17 protein-coding genes are annotated in these 19,187 nt (G+C 72.6%); 9 read left to right on the forward strand and 8 right to left on the reverse strand.

The window, feature by feature from the left end; genetic code table 11:
• The first annotated feature begins 116 nt into the window (after window positions 1-116).
• Together L3X23_RS03685 and L3X23_RS03690 are read left to right on the forward strand one after the other, a co-directional pair.
• Complete coding sequence (locus L3X23_RS03685; RefSeq protein WP_237190685.1) at window positions 117-2,285, forward strand: glutamine synthetase III; 2,169 nt, start codon at window positions 117-119, stop codon at window positions 2,283-2,285.
• A 76-nt stretch (window positions 2,286-2,361) separates the two neighbouring features.
• Window positions 2,362-3,024, forward strand: a complete 663-nt coding sequence (locus L3X23_RS03690; RefSeq protein WP_237190686.1) for a pentapeptide repeat-containing protein — start codon at window positions 2,362-2,364, stop codon at window positions 3,022-3,024.
• Here L3X23_RS03690 and L3X23_RS03695 read toward each other — a convergent pair.
• Window positions 3,011-3,703: an NAD(P)-dependent oxidoreductase gene (locus L3X23_RS03695; RefSeq protein ID WP_237190687.1), complete on the reverse strand. Its 693-nt coding sequence runs from the start codon at window positions 3,701-3,703 to the stop codon at window positions 3,011-3,013. The genes L3X23_RS03690 and L3X23_RS03695 overlap by 14 nt on opposite strands.
• 40 nt (window positions 3,704-3,743) lie before the next feature.
• Between L3X23_RS03695 and L3X23_RS03700 the strand changes: the two genes are divergently transcribed.
• The gene (locus L3X23_RS03700) at window positions 3,744-4,385 is read left to right on the forward strand and encodes a TetR family transcriptional regulator (RefSeq protein WP_237190688.1); all 642 of its coding nucleotides are present in this window, start codon (window positions 3,744-3,746) and stop codon (window positions 4,383-4,385) included.
• Here the strand turns inward: L3X23_RS03700 and L3X23_RS03705 are convergent.
• Both L3X23_RS03705 and L3X23_RS03710 read right to left on the reverse strand, forming a co-directional pair.
• Entirely contained in the window at window positions 4,315-4,656 is a 342-nt protein-coding gene (locus L3X23_RS03705) for a hypothetical protein (protein WP_237190689.1), read from the reverse strand. The genes L3X23_RS03700 and L3X23_RS03705 overlap by 71 nt on opposite strands.
• A complete protein-coding gene (locus L3X23_RS03710) occupies window positions 4,653-5,147 on the reverse strand; it encodes an NADPH-dependent FMN reductase (protein ID WP_093089338.1) in 495 nt (164 codons plus the stop codon). The genes L3X23_RS03705 and L3X23_RS03710 overlap by 4 nt, the downstream gene beginning before the upstream one ends.
• Before the next feature lie 652 nt (window positions 5,148-5,799).
• On the opposite strand from L3X23_RS03710, the gene L3X23_RS03715 reads away from it, so the two are divergent.
• Genes L3X23_RS03715 through L3X23_RS03725 form a run of 3 tightly spaced genes read left to right on the forward strand, consistent with a single transcriptional unit; the run spans window position 5,800 to window position 9,703 of the window.
• Entirely contained in the window at window positions 5,800-6,159 is a 360-nt protein-coding gene (locus L3X23_RS03715) for a bifunctional 3-phenylpropionate/cinnamic acid dioxygenase ferredoxin subunit (RefSeq protein ID WP_237190690.1), read from the forward strand.
• Window positions 6,156-8,540, forward strand: coding sequence for an FAD-dependent oxidoreductase (locus L3X23_RS03720; RefSeq protein ID WP_237190691.1), 2,385 nt, complete (start codon window positions 6,156-6,158; stop codon window positions 8,538-8,540). The genes L3X23_RS03715 and L3X23_RS03720 overlap by 4 nt, the downstream gene beginning before the upstream one ends.
• 26 nt (window positions 8,541-8,566) lie before the next feature.
• On the forward strand, window positions 8,567-9,703 hold the full coding sequence (locus L3X23_RS03725; RefSeq protein WP_237190692.1) for an aromatic ring-hydroxylating dioxygenase subunit alpha: 1,137 nt from the start codon (window positions 8,567-8,569) through the stop codon (window positions 9,701-9,703).
• Window positions 9,704-9,755: 52 nt separating this feature from the next.
• On the opposite strand, the gene L3X23_RS03730 is transcribed toward L3X23_RS03725, so the two are convergent.
• Window positions 9,756-10,700 carry a DUF808 domain-containing protein gene (locus tag L3X23_RS03730; protein ID WP_237190693.1) on the reverse strand — a complete coding sequence of 315 codons (945 nt, stop codon included), beginning with the start codon at window positions 10,698-10,700 and terminating at the stop codon, window positions 9,756-9,758.
• A 50-nt stretch (window positions 10,701-10,750) separates the two neighbouring features.
• Window positions 10,751-11,530 carry an IclR family transcriptional regulator gene (locus tag L3X23_RS03735; RefSeq protein WP_237190694.1) on the reverse strand — a complete coding sequence of 260 codons (780 nt, stop codon included), beginning with the start codon at window positions 11,528-11,530 and terminating at the stop codon, window positions 10,751-10,753.
• A 70-nt stretch (window positions 11,531-11,600) separates the two neighbouring features.
• Between L3X23_RS03735 and L3X23_RS03740 the strand changes: the two genes are divergently transcribed.
• The 3 genes from L3X23_RS03740 to L3X23_RS03750 are packed head-to-tail and all read left to right on the forward strand — an operon-like array spanning window position 11,601 to window position 16,134.
• Window positions 11,601-13,064 carry an aldehyde dehydrogenase family protein gene (locus L3X23_RS03740; protein ID WP_237190695.1) on the forward strand — a complete coding sequence of 488 codons (1,464 nt, stop codon included), beginning with the start codon at window positions 11,601-11,603 and terminating at the stop codon, window positions 13,062-13,064.
• Window positions 13,065-13,066: 2 nt separating this feature from the next.
• On the forward strand, window positions 13,067-14,578 hold the full coding sequence (locus L3X23_RS03745; RefSeq protein WP_237190696.1) for an APC family permease: 1,512 nt from the start codon (window positions 13,067-13,069) through the stop codon (window positions 14,576-14,578).
• Window positions 14,575-16,134 carry a GMC family oxidoreductase gene (locus tag L3X23_RS03750; protein WP_237190697.1) on the forward strand — a complete coding sequence of 520 codons (1,560 nt, stop codon included), beginning with the start codon at window positions 14,575-14,577 and terminating at the stop codon, window positions 16,132-16,134. Before L3X23_RS03745 ends, L3X23_RS03750 begins: the two co-directional genes overlap by 4 nt.
• Before the next feature lie 7 nt (window positions 16,135-16,141).
• Here L3X23_RS03750 and L3X23_RS03755 read toward each other — a convergent pair whose 3' ends face one another.
• From L3X23_RS03755 to L3X23_RS03765, 3 genes are read right to left on the reverse strand one after another with little or no spacing between them, the layout of a single operon-like run.
• Window positions 16,142-17,431: a patatin-like phospholipase family protein gene (locus tag L3X23_RS03755; RefSeq protein ID WP_237190698.1), complete on the reverse strand. Its 1,290-nt coding sequence runs from the start codon at window positions 17,429-17,431 to the stop codon at window positions 16,142-16,144.
• A 23-nt stretch (window positions 17,432-17,454) separates the two neighbouring features.
• Complete coding sequence (locus tag L3X23_RS03760; protein ID WP_237190699.1) at window positions 17,455-18,219, reverse strand: helical backbone metal receptor; 765 nt, start codon at window positions 18,217-18,219, stop codon at window positions 17,455-17,457.
• On the reverse strand, window positions 18,213-19,127 hold the full coding sequence (locus L3X23_RS03765) for a LysR family transcriptional regulator (protein WP_237190700.1): 915 nt from the start codon (window positions 19,125-19,127) through the stop codon (window positions 18,213-18,215). Before L3X23_RS03765 ends, L3X23_RS03760 begins: the two co-directional genes overlap by 7 nt.
• Between the last annotated feature and the right edge of the window lie 60 nt (window positions 19,128-19,187).

Consider the following 19,187-nt stretch of genomic DNA (forward strand, 5'->3'; position numbering starts at 1 on the left):
GACGTCACGCTCCGTCCTGTTAGGAGACGTGAACGTCATGTGTCGGCAACCCGTTCGGGTGTTCGGCTCCGCAGGCTCAGGCGCGAGACCAGAGCCCCGAAGCAGAGGACCGCCCCATGAGTGGAAATGCCGCGCGCCTGCAGGCGATCTCGGCCGTCGAGGCCTATGTGCCGCCCGCCGTCAGCTTCGTGGCGGGAGAGGCCCCGGGGGAGATCTTCGGCGAGAACGTGTTCAGCCGGTCGGTGATGCAGAAGCGGCTGCCGAAGTCCGTGTTCAAGTCGGTCACGGCGACGATCGAGAAGGGTGCCAAGCTGGACCCGGTCGTCGCGGACGCGGTCGCCTCGGCGATGAAGGACTGGGCGCTGGAGAAGGGCGCCACGCACTACGCGCACGTCTTCTACCCGCTCACCAACCTCACGGCCGAGAAGCACGACAGCTTCCTGGAGCCGACCACAGACGGCATGGCGCTCGCCGAGTTCGCGGGCAAGACGCTGATCCAGGGCGAGCCGGACGCGTCGAGCTTCCCGAACGGCGGGCTGCGCAACACCTTCGAGGCCCGCGGCTACACGGGCTGGGACGTGACCAGCCCCGCGTACGTGCTGGAGAACCCGAACGGCAACACCCTGTGCATCCCCACGGTCTTCGTGTCGATGACCGGTGAGGCGCTGGACCACAAGACCCCGCTGCTGCGCAGCCAGCAGGCCATGGGGCGCCAGGCCGAGCGGATCCTGACGCTCTTCGGGCACGTGGACCCCGAGCACGTGGTCAGCTTCTGCGGGCCGGAGCAGGAGTACTTCCTGGTCGACCGGCACTTCGCCGTGGCCCGGCCGGACCTGCTGAACGCGGGCCGCACCCTCTTCGGCGCCCCGCCGCCCAAGGGCCAGGAGTTCGACGACCACTACTTCGGCGCCATCCCCGAGCGCGTGCTCGGCTTCATGATGGACACGGAGCGGGAGCTGTTCAAGCTCGGCATCCCGGCCAAGACCCGGCACAACGAGGTCGCGCCCGGCCAGTTCGAGGTCGCGCCGATGTTCGAGCGCGGCAACGTCGCGAGCGACCACCAGCAGCTGCTGATGACCACGTTCAAGACCCTCGCGCGCAAGCACGGCCTGGAGATCCTCTTCCACGAGAAGCCGTTCGCGGGCGTCAACGGGTCGGGCAAGCACGTCAACTGGTCGCTCGGCAACTCCGAGCTCGGCTCGCTGCTCGTGCCCGGCGACACCCCGCACCAGAACGCCCAGTTCCTCGTGTTCTGCGCCGCGGTCATCCGGGCGGTGCACCAGTACGGCGGGCTGCTGCGGGCCTCGGTCGCGAGCGCCACCAACGACCACCGGCTCGGCGCCAACGAGGCCCCGCCCGCGATCATCTCGATCTTCCTCGGCGACCAGCTCGCGGACGTCTTCGAGCAGATCGCGGAGGGTGAGGCCACCTCGTCGAAGGGCAAGGGCGCCATGCAGATCGGCGTCGACACCCTGCCGGTGCTGCCCACCGACCCCGGCGACCGCAACCGGACGAGCCCGTTCGCCTTCACCGGCAACCGCTTCGAGTTCCGCGCGCCGGGCAGCCAGCAGACCGTCGCGGCGCCGATCGTCACGATCAACACGATCATGGCCGAGTCGCTGGACTACTGCGCCACGGTGCTGGAGCAGGCCGAGGGCGACTTCGACGCCGCCGTCCAGGCCCTGCTCAAGCAGATCATCACCGACCACGGCGCGGTGATCTTCAACGGGGACGGCTACTCCGAGAAGTGGCAGCTGGAGGCGGCCGAGCGCGGCCTGCCGAACCTGCGCACCACGCTGGACGCGCTCCCGCAGCTCATCACCCCCGAGGCGATGGCCCTGTTCGAGAAGTACGGGGTGTTCAACGAGCGCGAGATGCACTCGCGCTACGAGATCGCGCTCGAGCAGTACGCGATGACCGTCAGCGTGGAGGCCAAGCTCACGGCGGAGATGGGCACCACCCAGATCCTGCCCGCCGCCGTCCGCTACCAGACGGAGCTGGCGCAGAACGCCGCCACGCTCAAGGCCGCCGGGATCGACCCCGACCTCGGCGCCCTGACCGAGGTGACCGAGCAGGTCGCCGCGCTGCGGTCCGCGTTGGCCACGCTGAAGGCCGAGCTCGCGGACGACAGCGCCGAGAGCACCGTCGCGGAGGCCGAGCACGCGGGGGAGAAGCTGCTGCCCGCCATGGCCGCGGTCCGCGCCGCGGCGGACGCCCTCGAGGGCCTGGTGGCGGACGACCTGTGGCCGCTGCCCACCTACCAGGAGATGCTCTTCATCCTCTGACCGAACCCGTGAGTGGCGATGGTCGCTCTGGCGACCATCGCCACTCACGGGCCGGGGTGGGCACTACCGTGCCGGGGTGCCCCGCAAGCCGCGTACGACCAAGACCGCTCCCGACCGCCCCGACCTCCCGCCCCGCTTCGACCCCGCTCCGGCGCCCGAGCACGGGGCGGTCTGGGACGGGGTGGAGGCGGGGCCGGACACGGAGTTCCCCGAGCACGTCGCGGACCTGCGGCTGCACGAGTGCCGGCTGCGCGGGGTGACCCTGTCCGGGCGCACCCTGTCCGGCCTGCACTGCCGGGACACCGAGTTCGTGCACTGCGACCTCTCCGGCGCGGTGCTGGACGACGCGGTGTTCACCCGGGTCACCTTCACCGACTGCCGGTTCACCGGCGCCGAGCTGAACGGGGCGGGCCTCACGGACGTCCGCATCGAGGGCTCGCGCGCCGACCTCGTCCGGCTGCGAATGGCCAAGGGCACGTTCCTGCACGTCGAGGACACGGTGCTGCGCGGGGCGGACCTGTACCGGTTCACGGCGAAGGACTGCGCGCTGCGTCGCTGCGACCTCACCGACGCCGTGCTGGACGACGCCCGGCTCGCGGGCACCGACCTGCACGGCTCGACGTTGGAGTCGATCCGCGGCCCGCTCGCCCTCGCCGGCACCCGGATCGGGCCCGACCAGCTGGTCTCGGTGGGCGCGCTGTTCCTCGCCGCCCACGGGGTGCAGGTCACCGACGGTTGATCCCCTCCCGCCAGATCAGCCCGAGGATGTTCGGCTTCTCCGACACCGTGCTCACGGCCATCACCCGCCGGACGAAGCGGTCGCCTGCGGCCGCCTCCAGCAGGGCCGCGGCCAGGTCGGCGCGGGCGGTGTAGAGGCTGACCGAGCGCTCCTCGGTCAGGGTGTAGGGCGTCGGCGCGGGCACGTCGAACAGGCCGGAGGCGCGGGCGATCGTCCAGTCCAGGTCGCTCGCCCGGAGCAGCGCCTCCATCCGCCGGACGTCGGCGTAGAGGGTCCGGGCGAGCACCCGGGCCACGACGGGCTCCACCAGGCGGTCGAACACGAACCCGCCGCCGGGGTGGCCGTCCGGCTGGATCGCGGTGGAGCTGACCACGACGATCCGCCGCACACCGTGTCGGCGCATCGCGGCGACGGCGTTCCCGACCCCGACGGAGTAGACGTCCACGGGGTCGGGGGTGAACCGGCCGCCGAGCGCGGACAGCACCGCGTCGCGCCCGGCGACGGCGGCCTCCACCGCGGCCGGGTCCCGGACGTCGCAGGCCACGACGTCCAGCCCGTCCCGCGGCGTCACCGCCTCGGGCCTGCGGACCGCCGCGGTGACCTTGTGTCCCGCAGCGAGGGCCTGGTCGACGAGGATGCGGCCGGTGCCGCCGGTCGCGCCGAGGATGGTCAGGTGCATGGGTTGACCGTGGGCCTGCGGCCGCTCATATTCAATGGCGATGAATAAGACGCGTGGGCGGCCGAGGGGCGGTGCCTCGGCCCGGTCCCGCATCCTGGAGGTGGCCCGGACCCGGTTCCTCCGGGACGGCTACCAGGCCACGACGCTGCGCGCGGTCGCGGCCGACGTGGGCGTGGACGCCGCGGCGGTGAGCTACCACTTCGGGTCGAAGCACGGACTCTTCGGCGCGGCGATGGCGTTGCGCCGCAACCCGTCCGGCGAGCTGGCCGAGGCGCTCGCGGGGGATCCGGCGGGGCTGGTCGACCGGGTGCTGTCCGCCGTCGTCGACCTGTGGGAGGACCCGGCGCTGCGCGGTCCCCTGGTCGCCCTGGAGCTCGCCGCGCTGGCGGACGAGGACGTCCTGCGCGTGTTCGGCGAGTTCATGGAGCGCGAGGTGGTCGCCCGGTTCGCTGAATTCCTCGGCGGCCCGCGCGCGACCGAACGCGCGGTGGCCGCGGCCGCGGTCATCGGCGGGCTGGTCACCGCTCGCTACCTGTACCGGCTCCCCTCCGCCACCGCGCTGAGCACGGTGGAGATCCGCCGGGCGTTCGGGCCCCCGCTCGCGGCGGCGCTCAGCGGGAGTCGGACAGGATCGCGGAGACCCGCTGGCGGCTCACCCCGAACAGCTTCCCGATCCGGGTGATCGAGACCTGCTCGCGCTGCAGGGCGCGTGCCTCCTCCCGCCGGAACCGCCCGCCGACGGCGCCGAGGTCGTCGAGCGCGCGGGTGAGGGCCTCGACGATCAGCGGCCGGTCCTCGCGTTCGACGATGGCGTGCCAGCTCGTGCCCCCGGCGCGCAGCCGCTCCAGCTCCGCCACGCGCGCGCGGGCCTGTGTCAGCTCGGCCATGGTGCGGTCGAGCTGCTCGCCGAGCGCGCGCAGGGCACCCAGGGCGGGGTCCGCGGTCTCGCTCACCGCAGTGCGGTCAGCGCGTCCGCGACGGGCTTCCACCGCTCGACGTAGGCCGCCAACTCCGGGCCGTCCCACGCCGAGTCGACGAGGTAGAGGCCGGGCAGCGCGCACGTGCCGCCGATCTCGGAGAGCACGGGCTTGAGCGTGAGGTCCGGGGCGAGGAAGTGCGTCGGCCCGCCGCCCAGCATCAGTGGGACGGCCACGACGTCCTTCAGCCCGGTCCCGCCCTCGAACTGGTCGAGGAACAGCTTGAGCAGGCCGGTGTAGGTGGCCTTGTACGTGGGGCTGGCGAACACCACCAGCGAGGACGCCTGGACGGTCTTCTTCGCGGCGCCGACCGCCTCGTCGCCCCACCCCAGCAGGCCGGGGCCCAGCTCGGCCAGCTCGATCACGTGGTCGGGGGCGGCCCCGGTGAGCTGCTCGGCGAGGGCGGTGCCCGCGGCGGTGGTGCGGCCTCCGGCCTTGGGGTTGCCGACGACGACGGTGACGGTCACTGCGGTGCTCCTGACTCGGGAGTGCTCGGACCCCGTCAGCATTCCATCCCGAGGGCGCCGCGGAGCCGTCCGCCGACGCACGCCACGCGCTCGTCGCAGCACCTTCGGTGGGGCCCGCTCCCGTGACCAGCGGCGGCGCTGCGGGCGACACACCCGGGAGTCGGCGCCCCACCAGCGCCGTCCTCCGCTCGGCGTGCCGGGACGGGCCCCCGCGTGCGGACCCGTCACCCGTTTGAGAACGTGGTCGGGCCAGCCCCTCTCGGACAGCGCAGGAGATACGCACGTGAAGAACATCGGACGCGCCCTCGGCAAGTTCAGCTCCGGGCTCCTCGGAGCCCTGGGCGTCCTCGGCGGCTGGAACCGCGGCCGCCGGGCGAGCTCGCGCTGAACCGGTCCCCTCCGAAGGCCCCGTGGCATCCGCCGCGGGGCCTTCGTCGTCCTCGGGACCGGCCGCGCTCGGGGCTGCGCTGAGCCGATCGGACCAGCGCCGTATTACCTCTGCTTTTCCGAACCGGACAGATGGGTTTCGGGCGCGCGGAACCTCTTGACAGCCTCCCCCTGTGGGCCTCACCGTGTTGCGTGTCGTGCTGAGCGTTTCGCACTACGCACTGACACCCCGTCTGTCACACCGGCATCACGAGGACGCGGCACCATGATCTACGCCTGCCAGCTCACCGACCTCCCTCGAGGCGGATCCCTGCAGCTCAGCGACCTCGCCGGCAGCCCGCCGGTGGCGTTGTTCCACACCGAGGACGGCGAGCTGTTCGCCGTCGACGACACCTGCACCCACGCGGACGCCTCGCTCGCCGAGGGCTTCGTCGAGGACTGCGCGGTCGAGTGCCCGCTCCACGCGGCGATCTTCGACCTGCGCACCGGCGAGGCGGACGGGATGATCGCGACCTACCCGGTCCGCACGCACACCGTGGTGGTCTCCGACGGGCAGGTGTACCTGCAGCTGTCCGAGGCCGTCCCGCACCTGCCCCTCTCGGCGCGCCGCGCGACCGCCTCATGAGCTCCCCACGCGTGGTCGTGATCGGCTCCGGTGTGGTCGGGGCGGCCGTCGCGGACGAGCTGACCGAGCGGGGCTGGACGGACGTGACGGTCCTCGACCGCGGGGCCCTGGCCCTGCCGGGCGGGTCCTCCTCACACGCCCCCGGCCTGGTGTTCCAGGCCAACCCGAACCGCACCATGGGCCGGTTCGCCCGGTACACGGTCGAGAAGCTCTCCGGGTTGGACGTCGACGGCCTGTGGTGCTTCAACCAGGTCGGCGGGCTGGAGGTCGCGACCCTGCCCGAGCGGGTCGACGAGCTGCACCGTCGCCAGGGACACCTCGCCTCGATCGGTGTCCCCGCGCAGGTCGTGGGGCCGCAGGAGTGTGCCCGGCTGCACCCGCTCGTCGAGCAGGACGCGGTCCTCGCGGGCCTGCACATCCCGACCGACGGCCTGGCCAAGGCGCCGCGCGCGGTGGAGGCCCAGGCCCGGCGCGCGACGGCACGCGGAGCCCGGTTCCTCGGGGAGCAGCGGGTCGTCGAGATCGTGCAGGCGGGCGGGCGGGTCACCGCGGTCCGCACCGAGACCGACACCTTCCCGGCGGACTTCGTGGTGCAGTGCACCGGGTTCTGGGGCCCGCTGACGGGCGCGCTGGTCGGCCTGCCCACGCCGTTGCTGCCCATGGCGCACCAGTTCGCCCGCACCGCGCCGGTGCCGGGGCTGGCGGACCTCGGCACGCGCGAGGCGGCCGCGCCGATCCTGCGCCACCAGGACAAGGACCTGTACTTCCGCGAGTTCGGCGCGCGGCTGGGCATCGGCTCCTACGCGCACCGGCCGATCCCGGTCGACCCGGCGAACCTGCCGACGCACACCGACATGCCGTCGTCGCTCGACTTCACCTCCGAGGACTGGGCCCCGGCCTACGCCGACGCCCGGGCGCTGCTCCCGGCCCTGGAGGGCGTCGAGATCGAACACGGGTTCAACGGCGTCTTCTCCTTCACCGCGGACGGCATGCCGCTGCTCGGCGAGCACCCCACGCTGTCCGGGTACTGGGTCGCCGAGGCCGTGTGGGTCACGCACTCCTGCGGCGTCGCGCGGGCGCTGGCCGAGTGGATGGTGGACGGCCACCCGTCGCTCGACGTGCACGGCTGCGACCTCAACCGGTTCACCGAGGCCCAACGCTCGCCAGCCTACGTGGAGCAGCGGGCCTCGCGGAACTTCGCGGAGGTCTACGACATCCTCCACCCGCTGGACCCGCCCGCGGCCCCGCGCCCGATGCGCACCTCGCCGTTCCACCCCCGCCACGTGGAGCTCGGCGCGGTGTTCACCGAGATCGGCGGCTGGGAACGGCCGCTGTGGTTCGCCTCCAACGCCGCCGCGCCGGCACCCGAGCGGGACGCGTGGGCCGCGAAGCACTGGTCGCCGATCGCGGTCGGGGAGGCCCTCGCCACCCGCGAGTCGGTGGCGCTCTACGACATGACCCCACTGACCCGCGTCGAGGTCTCCGGACCCGGTGCCTGCGCCTTCCTCGACGGCCTGACCAGCAACACGGTGGACGTCGCGGTGGGCAGGGTGGTCTACACCCTGATGCTGACCGCCGCCGGCGGGGTGCTGTCGGACCTCACCGTGACCCGGCTCGGCGCGGAGCTGTTCCAGGTCGGTGCGAACGGCGAGGTGGACGTCGACCGGCTGCGCAGGCTCGCCCCGGCCGGGGTGTCGGTCCGCGACGTCACGGCCGGGACCTGCGGCGTCGGCCTGTGGGGCCCCCGCGCGCTCGACGTCCTGTCCGCCGTCTCGACCGACGACCTCACGTTCGGCTACTTCCGCGCCCGCACGATCCACGTCGGCGCGATCCCGGTGCTGGCCCTGCGGGTGTCCTACGTCGGGGAGCTGGGCTGGGAGCTCTACACCTCCGCCGACCAGGGCCTCGCGCTGTGGGACGCGCTGTGGGCCGCCGGTGCCGAGCACGGCATGGTCGCCGCGGGCCGCCACGCGTTCACCAGCCTGCGCCTGGAGAAGGGGTACCGGGCCTCCGGCGCGGACATGACCAGCGAGGACACCGCCGTCGAGGCCGGGTTGGCCTTCGCGGTGAAGCCGGGGGAGTACCCCGGTGCCGCGGCCACGCTCGCGGACCCGCGGCGGCGGCTCGTCCCGCTCCAGCTCGACCCCGCCCACGCGGTGCTGGGGGGCGAGCCGGTGTTCGCGGGCGAGGCGTGCGTCGGCCACGTGACCAGTGCGGCGTACGCCCCGTCGATCGGCGCGTTCCTCGCCTACGCCTGGGTGCCGACCGCCCTGGCCGAGCCGGGCACCGCGCTGACCGTGCAGTACGTCGGGGAGCACCTGCCCGCCGTCGTCGTCTCCGAGCCCGTGTTCGATCCCGAGGGGAAGCGGCTGCGCCCATGACAGAGACGGAGCTTGCGGAGTCGACCATGAACACCGCCGCGCTCGAACGGCCCGTCGCCAGCCTCGTCCCGACGCTGGCGGGCCACTGGTACACCGATCCCGCGATCTTCGCGGCGGAGCAGGAGCGGATCGTCGAGGCGGGGTGGGTGTGCGTCGCCCTCGCCGCGGACCTCGACGCACCCGGCGCCTACCGCACCGTGCAGGTGGGACGGGAGTCCGTCGTCGTCGTGAAGGGGCGGGACCGGGCGATCCGGGCCTTCTTCAACGTCTGCCGACACCGCGGCGCGCAGCTGTGCGTGGAGCCCGCGGGGCAGGTGCGGAACAAGCTCCAGTGCCCCTACCACGCCTGGACCTACGACCTCACGGGCAAGCTCATCGCCGCCCCGAACCTCACCGAGATGCCGGACGTCGACCGCGTCGTCAACGGCCTCGCCGCCGTCGCGGTGCGGGAGTGGCTCGGCTACGTCTGGGTGTGCGTGGCGCCCGAGCCGCCGTCGTTCGAGGACGAGGTGATCGGCGCCGTGGTCACCCGGCTCGGCGACGTGGAGTCCATCGACCACTACGGCGTCGAGAACCTGCGGCTCGCCCGGCGGATCAGCTACGACGTGAGGTCGAACTGGAAGCTGATCGTCGAGAACTTCATGGAGTGCTACCACTGCGCCACGATCCACCCGGAGCTCACCGAGGTGCTCCCGGAGTTCGCGGACGGCTACGCCGCCCAGTACTACGTGGGCCACGGCGCCGAGTTCGGCGCCGCGGTGGAGGGCTTCACGGTCGACGGGTCCGCGGGCCACGCCCGCATCCCGACCCTCGACGACGCGCAGGACCGCAAGTACTTCGCCATCACGATCCGCCCCGGCGTGTTCGTGAACCTCGTGCCGGACCACGTGATCGTCCACCGGATGACCCCGGTGGCCGCGGACCGCACGCTGGTGGAGTGCGACTGGCTGTTCCTGCCCGAGGTGGTGGAGTCCGGCGCGGACGTCGACCGCTCCGTCGAGCTGTTCCACCGGGTCAACAGCCAGGACTTCGCGGCCTGCGAGCGCACCCAGCCCGCCATGAGCAGCCGGGTGTATGCGAACGGCGGCAACCTCGTCCCGAGCGAGCACCACATCGCCGAGTTCCACCACTGGGTGCAGGCCCGGCTCTCCCAGCCGAGATGAACCTCAGGGCTGTTCGATCACGGTCTGCATCGCCCTCAGGTTCATCTCGGGGTCAGTGGTGGGCGCGCTTGCGGGGGAGCAGGTGCAGCACGGCGACGACGATCGCGCCCACCACCGCGCCGACGACGGCGGAGAGGGCGGTGTTGGTGAGCCAGCCGAGGACACCGCCGAGCGGGCCGGTGGCCTCGTGCACCAGCAGCTCGACGTGGTGGACCAGCGCGTAGGGCGGGTGGAAGCCCAGCTCGTCGACGCCGACGAGCAGGATGTGCCCACCCACCCACAGCATCGCCACCACGCCGACGACCGACAGCACGGCGAGCACGATCGGCATGGCGCGCACCAGCCCGCGGCCCAGCGCGCTCACCGCGGCCGACTCGCGGTCGGCCAGCAGGAGCCCGAGGTCGTCCATCTTCACGATCAGCGCGACGACGCCGTACACCAGCGCGGTGATCCCGATGGCCACCGCGACCAGGATGATCGCCCGCGCGAGGAAGGCCTCGGTCGCGACCTCGTTGAGCGCGATGACCATGATCTCGGCCGAGAGGATGAAGTCGGTCCGCACGGCGCCGGAGACGACCTTCTTCTCGTGGGCGACCGGGTCCGCCGCGGCCTCGGCGTTCGTCTCCTCCGGCGCCGGGGCGTGCCCGGAGAGCTTCTCCCAGATCTTCTCCGCGCCCTCGTAGCAGAGGTAGAGCCCGCCGCACATCAGGATCGGCGTGAGCAGCCACGGCGCGAGCCAGCTCAGCAGCAGCGCCGCGGGCACGATGAACAGGAGCTTGTTGCGCAGCGACCCGACGGCGATCCGGCGGATGATGCTCAGCTCGCGCTGGGGCTTGAGGCCCTGGACGTAGCGGGGGGTCACGGCGGCGTCGTCGACCACCACGCCCGCCGCCTTCGCCCCGGCCCGCCCGGCCGCGCCCGCGATGTCGTCCAGCGAGGCGGCGGTGAGCCGCACGAGCGCGGCCACGTCGTCGAGGAGTGCGAACAGCCCACTCATCGAAGCTCCGGATTCGTCACGAAACGGAGCCTACGGGGTGGATGCCCGCTTCACTCCAACCAACCCATCCGGCGCGAGACCTCCGCGGCGGCGCCGACGACGGTCGGGGCCAGGTCGTCGATGCGGGCGGGCGGGAGGCGGTAGGAGGGCCCGGCGAGGGACAGCGCGCCCACGACCCCGCCCGTCTGGTCGCGGATGGGGGCGGCGACGGCGTTGAGGCCGATCTCGTACTCCTCCAGCACCGTCGCGTACCCCCGCGCGCGCACCTGCTCGAGGTCGACCTCGAGCGCGTCCCGGCTGGTCAGCGTGCTGTCGGTGAAGCGCTCCAGCTCCAGGTCCTTGAGCAGGGGGCCGAGGTCGGCGGGATCGAGCCAGGCGATCAGGGCCTTGCCGCTGGAGGTGCAGTGCAGCGGGGTGATCCGGCCGATCCAGTTGTAGGACAGCACCGTCGCAGGCCCGCGGGCCTGGTGGACGTTCACCGCGTACTGCTGCTGCAGGACGGCGATGTTCACGGTCTCGCCGAACTCCAGGGCCAGCCGCTCGCACGCGTCCCGACCCATCCGCGTCACGTCCAGCCTGCCGGACACCGCACCGGCGAGGGGCACCAGCCCGAAGCCCAGCCGGTACTTCCCGCGGTCGGTCGCCTGCTCCACCAGCCCGCGTTCCTCGAGGGCGCCGAGCAGCCGGAAGGCGGTGGACTTGTGCACGTCGAGCTCGCCCGCGACCTCGCTGACCCCCGCCTCGCCGCGGCGCGCCAGGATCTCGAGCACCGTGATGGCGCGGTCCACGGACTGCACGCCCCCGTCCCGCGCGCGCTCCGTGTTGCTCATGGCGAAACTATACGCAGCGGTAACGGGGATCCGCTTGACCGGGCACGGAGATCAGGAGGACTCTCACCGCGTGCCCGATCTGTTCATCGACGGTGTGTGGACCTCCGGCTCCGGAGGGTCCGCGCAGGTGGTGAACCCGTTCGACGCCTCGGTGGTGCGCACCGTGGACCAGGCGGGCGAGGCGGACGTGGACCGGGCGGTCGCGGCGGCCCGGCGGGCGTTCACCGGGCCCTGGCGGGCGGTCGAGGCGCCCGAGCGCGGAGCGTTGCTGCGCCGGATCGCGGACCTGCTGGTGCGCGACAAGGAGGAGATCGCGCACACCGAGACCCTCGACACCGGCAAGACGCTGACCGAGAGTCGGATCGACGTCGACGACGTCACCGCCGTCTTCCGCTTCTACGCCGACCTGGCCGACAAGGACGCCGGACGCCTGGTGGAGACCGGGCAGCCCGCCGTGATCAGCCGGGTCGTGCACGAGCCGGTGGGGGTGTGCGCGCTCGTCACGCCGTGGAACTACCCGCTGCTGCAGCTGTCCTGGAAGGTCGCGCCCGCGCTGGCCGCGGGCAACACGATGGTGATCAAGCCGTCCGAGGTCACCCCGCTCACCTCGCTGCACCTGGTCACGCTGTGCGCGGAGGCGGGGGTGCCCGCGGGCGTGGTCAACATCGTGCTCGGGGACGGGCCGTCGGTCGGCGCGCCGCTCACGGCGCACCCGGACGTCGACATGGTCAGCTTCACCGGCGGCCTGGCCACCGGGCGGGCGATCATCCGCGCGAGCGCCGAGACGGTGAAGCGCACCGCGGTGGAGCTGGGCGGCAAGAACCCGAACATCATCTTCGCGGACACGGACTTCGAGCTGGCCGTGGACTACGCGATGCTCGCCGTGTTCCTGCACTCCGGCCAGGTCTGCTCGGCGGGCGCGCGGCTCATCGTCGAGGAGCCGCTGGCGGACCGGCTGGTGGACGAGATCGCCGCGCGGGCCTCCCGGATCCGGCTGGGGAACGGCCTGGAGCAGGGCGTCGAGGTCGGCCCGCTGGTCTCCGAGGCCCACCGCGCGAAGATCGAGGCGTTCGTCGCGAGCGCCCGCGAGCAGGGCGCCACGGTCGTCGTCGGCGGTGCCCGGCCCACCGACCCGGCGCTGCAGAAGGGCTTCTTCTACCTGCCGACCGTGATCACCGACGTCCGGCGGGACATGCGGGTGATCCGCGAGGAGACCTTCGGCCCGATCCTCACGGTGGAGCGGTTCACCACCGAGGAGGAGGCCCTGGAGCTGGGCAACGACACCGAGTACGGCCTGGCGGGTGCGGTGTTCACCCAGGACATGGGGCGGGCGCAGCGGGTCGCCGCGGGCCTGCGCCACGGCACGGTGTGGATCAACGACTACCACCCGTACGTGCCCGGGGCCGAGTGGGGCGGGATGAAGCGCTCGGGGAACGGGCGCGAGCTCGGGCCCACGGGACTGCACGAGTACCAGGAGATCAAGCACGTCTGGCAGAACACGGCGCCGACGCCACAGGGGTGGTTCAGGGGGTAGGAATGTCGCAGGGCAGCACCGACGACGGTCTCTCCGAGTTCGGCTACAGCCAGTCGCTGGACCGGAGCATCGGAAAGTTCGCCAGCTTCGCCGCCGGGATCAGCTACATCTCGATCCTGACGGGCACGTTCCAGCTCTTTTACTTCGGCTTCGCCTTCGGTGGCCCCGTCTACTGGTGGTCGTGGCCGGTGGTGTTCGTCGGGCAGCTCATGGTCGCGCTGTGCTTCGCCGAGCTGGCGGGCCGCTACCCGGTCGCCGGATCGGTCTACAACTGGTCGAAACGCCTCGCGGGCCCGACGACGTCCTGGCTGGCGGGCTGGATGATGTTCACGGCGTCCGTGGTCACCGTGACCGCGGTGGTGCTGGGCTACCAGCTCACGCTGCCGCAGATCTGGTCCGGCTTCCAGTTCGTCGGGGACGGCACCGGGGAGAACGACTACCAGCTCAACGCGGTGATCTGGGGTGCTGTCCTGATCCTGTTCACCACGCTGGTCAACGCCTTCGGCGTGAAGCTGATGACCCGGATCAACTCCGCCGGGGTGTTCATCGAGCTGATCGCCGCGGTGCTGATCGTGATCGCGCTGGGCGTCAACATCGTCAACCCGCCGTCGGTGCTGTTCGACACCGGTGGCATCGGCGAGGGCGCCCCGGGCGGGTACTTCGGCATGTTCCTGATCGCCGCCCTGGCCAGCGCGTACGTGATGTACGGCTTCGACACGGCGTCGTCGCTGGGGGAGGAGACGGTGGACCCGCGGCGGACGGCGCCCTCGGCGATCCTGCGCGCGGTGATCGCCAGCTTCGTCATCGGCGGGCTCATCCTGCTCTTCGCCATCCTGGCCATGCCGAACCTCGCCGACCCGGCGCTGGGGGAGTCCAGCGGCGGGCTGCAGCTGGTCATCCTCACCGTGCTCGGCGGGCCGATCGGCACGCTGTTCCTGATCTGCGTGGTCATCGCGGTGACCGTCTGCGCGCTGGCCGTGCACACCGCCGGGATCCGGCTGATGTTCGCCATGGCGCGGGACAACGCGCTGCCCGGCGGCGCACGGCTCGCCCGGGTCGACCCGAAGCGCAAGACGCCGGTGGTGCCCGCCGTGCTGATCGGGGTCGCCGCGGTCGTCATCCTGCTGATCAGCGTCGGGGTGCCGGAGATCTTCACGGCCGTGACGTCGGTGGCGATCATCATGATCTACATCGCGTACCTGCTGGTCACGGTGCCGCTGCTGATCAAGCGGCTGCGCGGTGAGTGGTCCGGCGGGGAGGGCGGCTACTTCTCGCTGGGGCGCCTCGGGCTGCCCGTGAACATCATCGCGGTGCTGTGGGGCGCCGCGATGGCGATCAACCTCGCCTGGCCGCGCGCGGACGTCTACGGCGAGGGCTGGATCAGCTGGATCGCCTTCATCTTCATCGGGCTGGTGATGGGCATCGGGCTGCTGTGGTTCCGGCTGCGCGGGCGGCACCGGCTGGGCACGCTGCCCGAGCACGTGGCGAAGCAGATCGAGCAGGAGGCTCCGTGAGCGAGGGTACGACCCGGGAGTTCGACTACGTCGTCGTCGGCGGGGGGTCGGCGGGCTGCGCGCTCGCCGCCCGGCTGTCGGAGGACCCGTCGGTGCGGGTCTGCCTGCTGGAGGCCGGCCCGTCCGATGTGGACGATCCCGCGATCCTCCGGCTGGAGGACTGGATGTTCCTGCTGGACAGCGGGTACGACTGGGACTACCTCGTCGAACCGCAGCAGCACGGCAACTCGTTCCTCCGCCACGCCCGCGCCAAGGTGCTGGGCGGCTGTTCCTCGCACAACTCCTGCATCGCCTTCTGGACCCCGCGCGAGGACCTCGACGAGTGGGCGTCCCTGGGCTGCGAGGGCTGGTCGGCGGACGAGTGCTGGCCGCTGATCCGGCGCCTGGAGACCAACGACGGCCCGTGGGAGGGGCACGGCCGCAGCGGACCCGTGAACCTGCGCCAGATCCCGCCGGAGGACCCCTGCGGGGTGGCCGTGCTGGAGGCCTGCGCCGGCGTCGGGCTGCCGACGGTGCGGTTCAACGAGGGCGTCACGATCACCGAGGGCGCCGGGTTCTTCCAGATCAACGCCCTCCCGGACGGCACGCGATCGTCGGCGTCGGTCAGCTACCTGCACCCCGTGCTGGGTTCGCGGCCCAACCTCGAGATCCACACGGACTGCTGGGCCTCGCGCGTGCTGTTCGACGGGACCCGGGCCACCGGCGTCGAGTTCCAGCGCGGCATCGGGCCGGGCCGCGAGACGGTGACCGCCCGCCGCGAGGTCGTCCTCTCCGCGGGCTCCATCGACACCCCGAAACTGCTCATGCTCTCCGGCATCGGACCGGCGGAACACCTGCGGGACTTCGGGATCGACGTCCTGGTCGACGCGCCCGGCGTCGGCGCCAACCTCGACGACCACGTCGAGGGCCTGGTCATGTGGGACGCCGCCCGCCCCATGGTCACCCGCTCCACCCAGTGGTGGGAGATCGGGCTGTTCCACCGCACCGAGCCCGGCCTGGACCGGCCGGACCTGATGATGCACTACGGCTCGGTGCCGTTCGACCTCAACACGGTCCGCTGGGGCTACCCCACCACGGACAACGGCTTCTGCCTCACCCCGAACGTCACGCGCGGGCGGTCCCGCGGCACGGTCCGCCTGCGCAGCCGGGACTTCCGGGACCGCGCCCGGGTCGACCCGCGGTACTTCACCGACTCCGAGGGCCACGACATGCGCGTGATGACCGAGGGGATCCGGCTCGCCCGCCGGATCGCCGAGCAGCCCGCGCTCAAGGAGTGGATCGCCGCCGAGCTGGCCCCCGGCCCGGACGCCGTGACCGACGACGAGCTCGAGGACTACATCGTCAAGACCCACAACACCGTCTACCACCCGGCCTGCACGGTGCGGATGGGGCCCGCGACCGACCCGCTGGCGCCGCTGGACCCGCAGCTGCGGGTCCGGGGGGTCGAGGGGCTGCGGGTCGCGGACGCCTCGGTGCTGCCGTTCCTCCCGGCCATCAACCCCAACATCACCACGATGATGGTGGGCGAGAAGTGCGCCGACCTCCTCCGCGCCTGAGCGGACACTAGGCGCGGGCGAGGCGGAGGTGGGTGATCCGGCGGCCCTGGAAGTCCGCCTGGGCCACGCACTCCTCCGCCCGGCCCTCGCCGCTCAGCCGCAGGGTCCAGGTGACCCGGTCCTGGGCGATCTGCTTGCGGGAGCTGTCGATGCGCAGGTCGCGGGTCAGCAGGTCGGACACGAAGGCGTGCAGCTTCGCCGGGTCCCGCTCCCGCCCGTCGAAGGGTGGGAACGGCGGCTCGGCGAGCAGCGTCGCGCCCGGCGCGGCGAGGGCGAGGATGGCGGTGGCGTCCCGCGCGGCGAAGGCCCGCTCGAACTCCAGCGCCCCGATGAACCGGTCCGCCTGCGCCCGGCCCTCCGCGATCAGCCTACGCAGGAACCGGTCGTCCCGGTTCATCTTCGACGCGGGCCCGAGCCGCCGGGGCAGCACCCGGCGCGGCAGCTCCAGCACCCGCACCACGACGTGCCGGAACGGGCCTCCGGGGCGGAGCCTGCCCTCGTCGAGCAGGCGGTCGGTCTGCTCGATGAAGGCCAGCTCCTGGTAGAGGGACAGGTTGCCCGCCAGCTCGTTGCGGCGGTCGGCGATCTGGACGATGGTGCGCGGCTCGTGCTCGATGGCCGTCGGGTTGATCTGGATGACCCAGATCTCGTCCGGCTCGACCTCGAGCAGGTCGCGCACCGGCGGGTTCTGCGAGAACAGCCCGTCCCAGTAGGTGCCGCCGCCGGTGCGCACCGCCCGGAAGAGCTGCGGGATCGCCGCGGAGGCGAGCACGCTGTCCACGCCGATCCGGTCCCGGCGGCTGTGGAAGGCGCGGAAGCGCCCGGACAGGACGTCGACGGCGCCGAGCACGAGCAGCGGGAACGCGCCCTCCCGGTCGGTGCTGATCGCCTCGAAGTCGACGTGTCGGGAGACCAGCGCGCGGAACACGTCGGCGCCGCCGAGGGCCTTCGGGACCAGGTACGGGCTGATTCCGGGGAAGAGGTCGAGGTTCTGCAGGACGCCCGCCGACACCAGGGCCGCGTTCGCCATCCGGTCGACGAGCCCGCGCGCGGCGTTGTCCCGCCAGAACCGCTCCAGGCGCCTGCCCACGCCCGCCCGGTCGCCCTCGGTGAGGGCCTGCCAGGCCAGCAGGGCGCAGATGGCGCCACCGGAGGTCCCGGACAGCCCGACGACCTCGTAGCGGCGCAGCTCCTCGGCCTCGAGCAGGCCGCCGAGCACGCCTGCGGTGAACGCCGTGTGGCTGCCCCCGCCCTGGCAGGCGATGGCGACGCGGCGCGGCCTCCGGGAAACCGTCACGTCTGGTTCCTACCGGGTCCCGGTCACCCCTGGGCGGTGGAGAGACGCAGCGCACGCGGGAGAACGGTGGCCGCCTCGACGAGCGAGGGCCCGTACCAGGTCAGTAGGCGCCCGCTGACCAGCACGGACGGCGCGGCGAAGGACTCCGGGCCGTCCTCGGCGGTGAAGGTGTACGGCTCGTCCGGGAGGATCACGAGATCGTGCGGGGGCAGGTCGTCGGGAGTGAACCGCGGGTAGCGCTCGGGGGAGTCGGCGAGGACGTTGTCGACGCCGAGGCGGGCGAGGACGGCGCCGGTGAACGTGTCCGAGCCGCAGGCCATCCACGGCTTGCGCCAGATGGGGACGACCGCGCGGAGCCGCCGGGTGGGCTCGGGCAGATCCCACCGCCTGCGGGCCTCCTCCAGCCACGGGACCGCGTCGAAGCCGCAGGCCGCGAGCATGCGGCCCAACGAGTCCAGCCCGCCGTCGACCGTGCGGATGTCCGTGACGTACACCGCGAGCCCCGCCTCCCGCAGCGCGGCGATGTGCTCGGGCTTGTTCTCCTCCTGGTTGGCCAGCACGACGTCCGGTGCCAGGGCGACGATCGCGTCGACGTCCGGGTTCTTCGTGCCCCGGATGCGCGGGACGTCGAGGTCGGCGGGGTGGGTGCACCAGTCCGTGGCGGCCACGAGGCGCGTGCGGTCGGTGGCCCCGATCGCCTCGGTCAGCGACGGGACCAGGGACACGATCCGGTCGGCGCGGGGGATCCGGAGCGCGGTGCCCTCGTCGTCGGTCGCGGAGATCACCATGGGCTCCACGGTAGGCCACGGTCGCGGACGAAGTCGGCGAACGTCCGGGCGGGGGTGCTCGGCTCCCGCTCGCGAGAGCGCACCAGCCCGATGGTCCGGACCGTGCGCGGCGCCGTCACCCGCAGCTCGACGACGCCCGGGGGTGGTCCGTGGTGGGACACCGGCACCAACGCCACCCCCAGCCCCGCCCCGACGAACCCGCGGACCGTCGCCGAGTCCGCCGACTCGAAGGCGGGCCGCGGGGTGAACCCGGACTCGCGACACCACCGGTCGACCGCCGCGCGCAGGCCGTTGCCCGGCAGGAACCCGATGAGCCGCTCGCCCGCGATCTCCCGCAGCGCCACCCCGGGCCGCGCGGCGAGCGGATGGTCCGCCGGGACGGCGAGGCGCAGCTCCTCCTCGCCCAGCGGGTCCGCCGCGAGCCCGGTCTCCGCGGGCAGGGGTGAGGTCAGGGCGAGGTCGGCCGCGTCCTCCCGGACCCAGTCCAGCAGCGTGTGGTGCGGGGCCTGCCGCAGCTCGAACCGGATCCCGGGCGCGGTGGCGCGGAACTCGCCGATCAACCGGGGCACCACCTCCGTCCCGAGGGTGGGCAGGAAGGCGAGCGTGACCCGACCGGTCACCCCGTCGACCTCCCCGGCCAGCTCGCGGGCGCCGGTGGCCAGCTCGGCGAGGGCGCGTTCGGCGTGGCGCAGCAGGCCGCGGCCCTCCCGGGTGAGCCGCACGGCCCGCCCCGAGCGGGCGAACAGCGGGGTGCCGATCTCGGCCTCCAGCCGGGCGATGCCGCGGGAGAGCGTCGACTGCGGCACCCCGAGCTCGTCCGCCGCCTGCGTGACGTGTTCGGCCCGGCCCACCGCCACGAACCACCGCAACCGCGGGACCAGGGCCGCCATCACCCGCTCGTCATCCATTTCTGCATGATGACACCTCTGAACATGCATTGGACGCATGCTGGTCGGGCTCGTACGGTC

It is taken from the genome of Pseudonocardia sp. WMMC193, from assembly GCF_021728735.1.
In the GTDB taxonomy this organism is placed as follows: Bacteria; Actinomycetota; Actinomycetes; order Mycobacteriales; family Pseudonocardiaceae; genus Pseudonocardia; species Pseudonocardia oroxyli.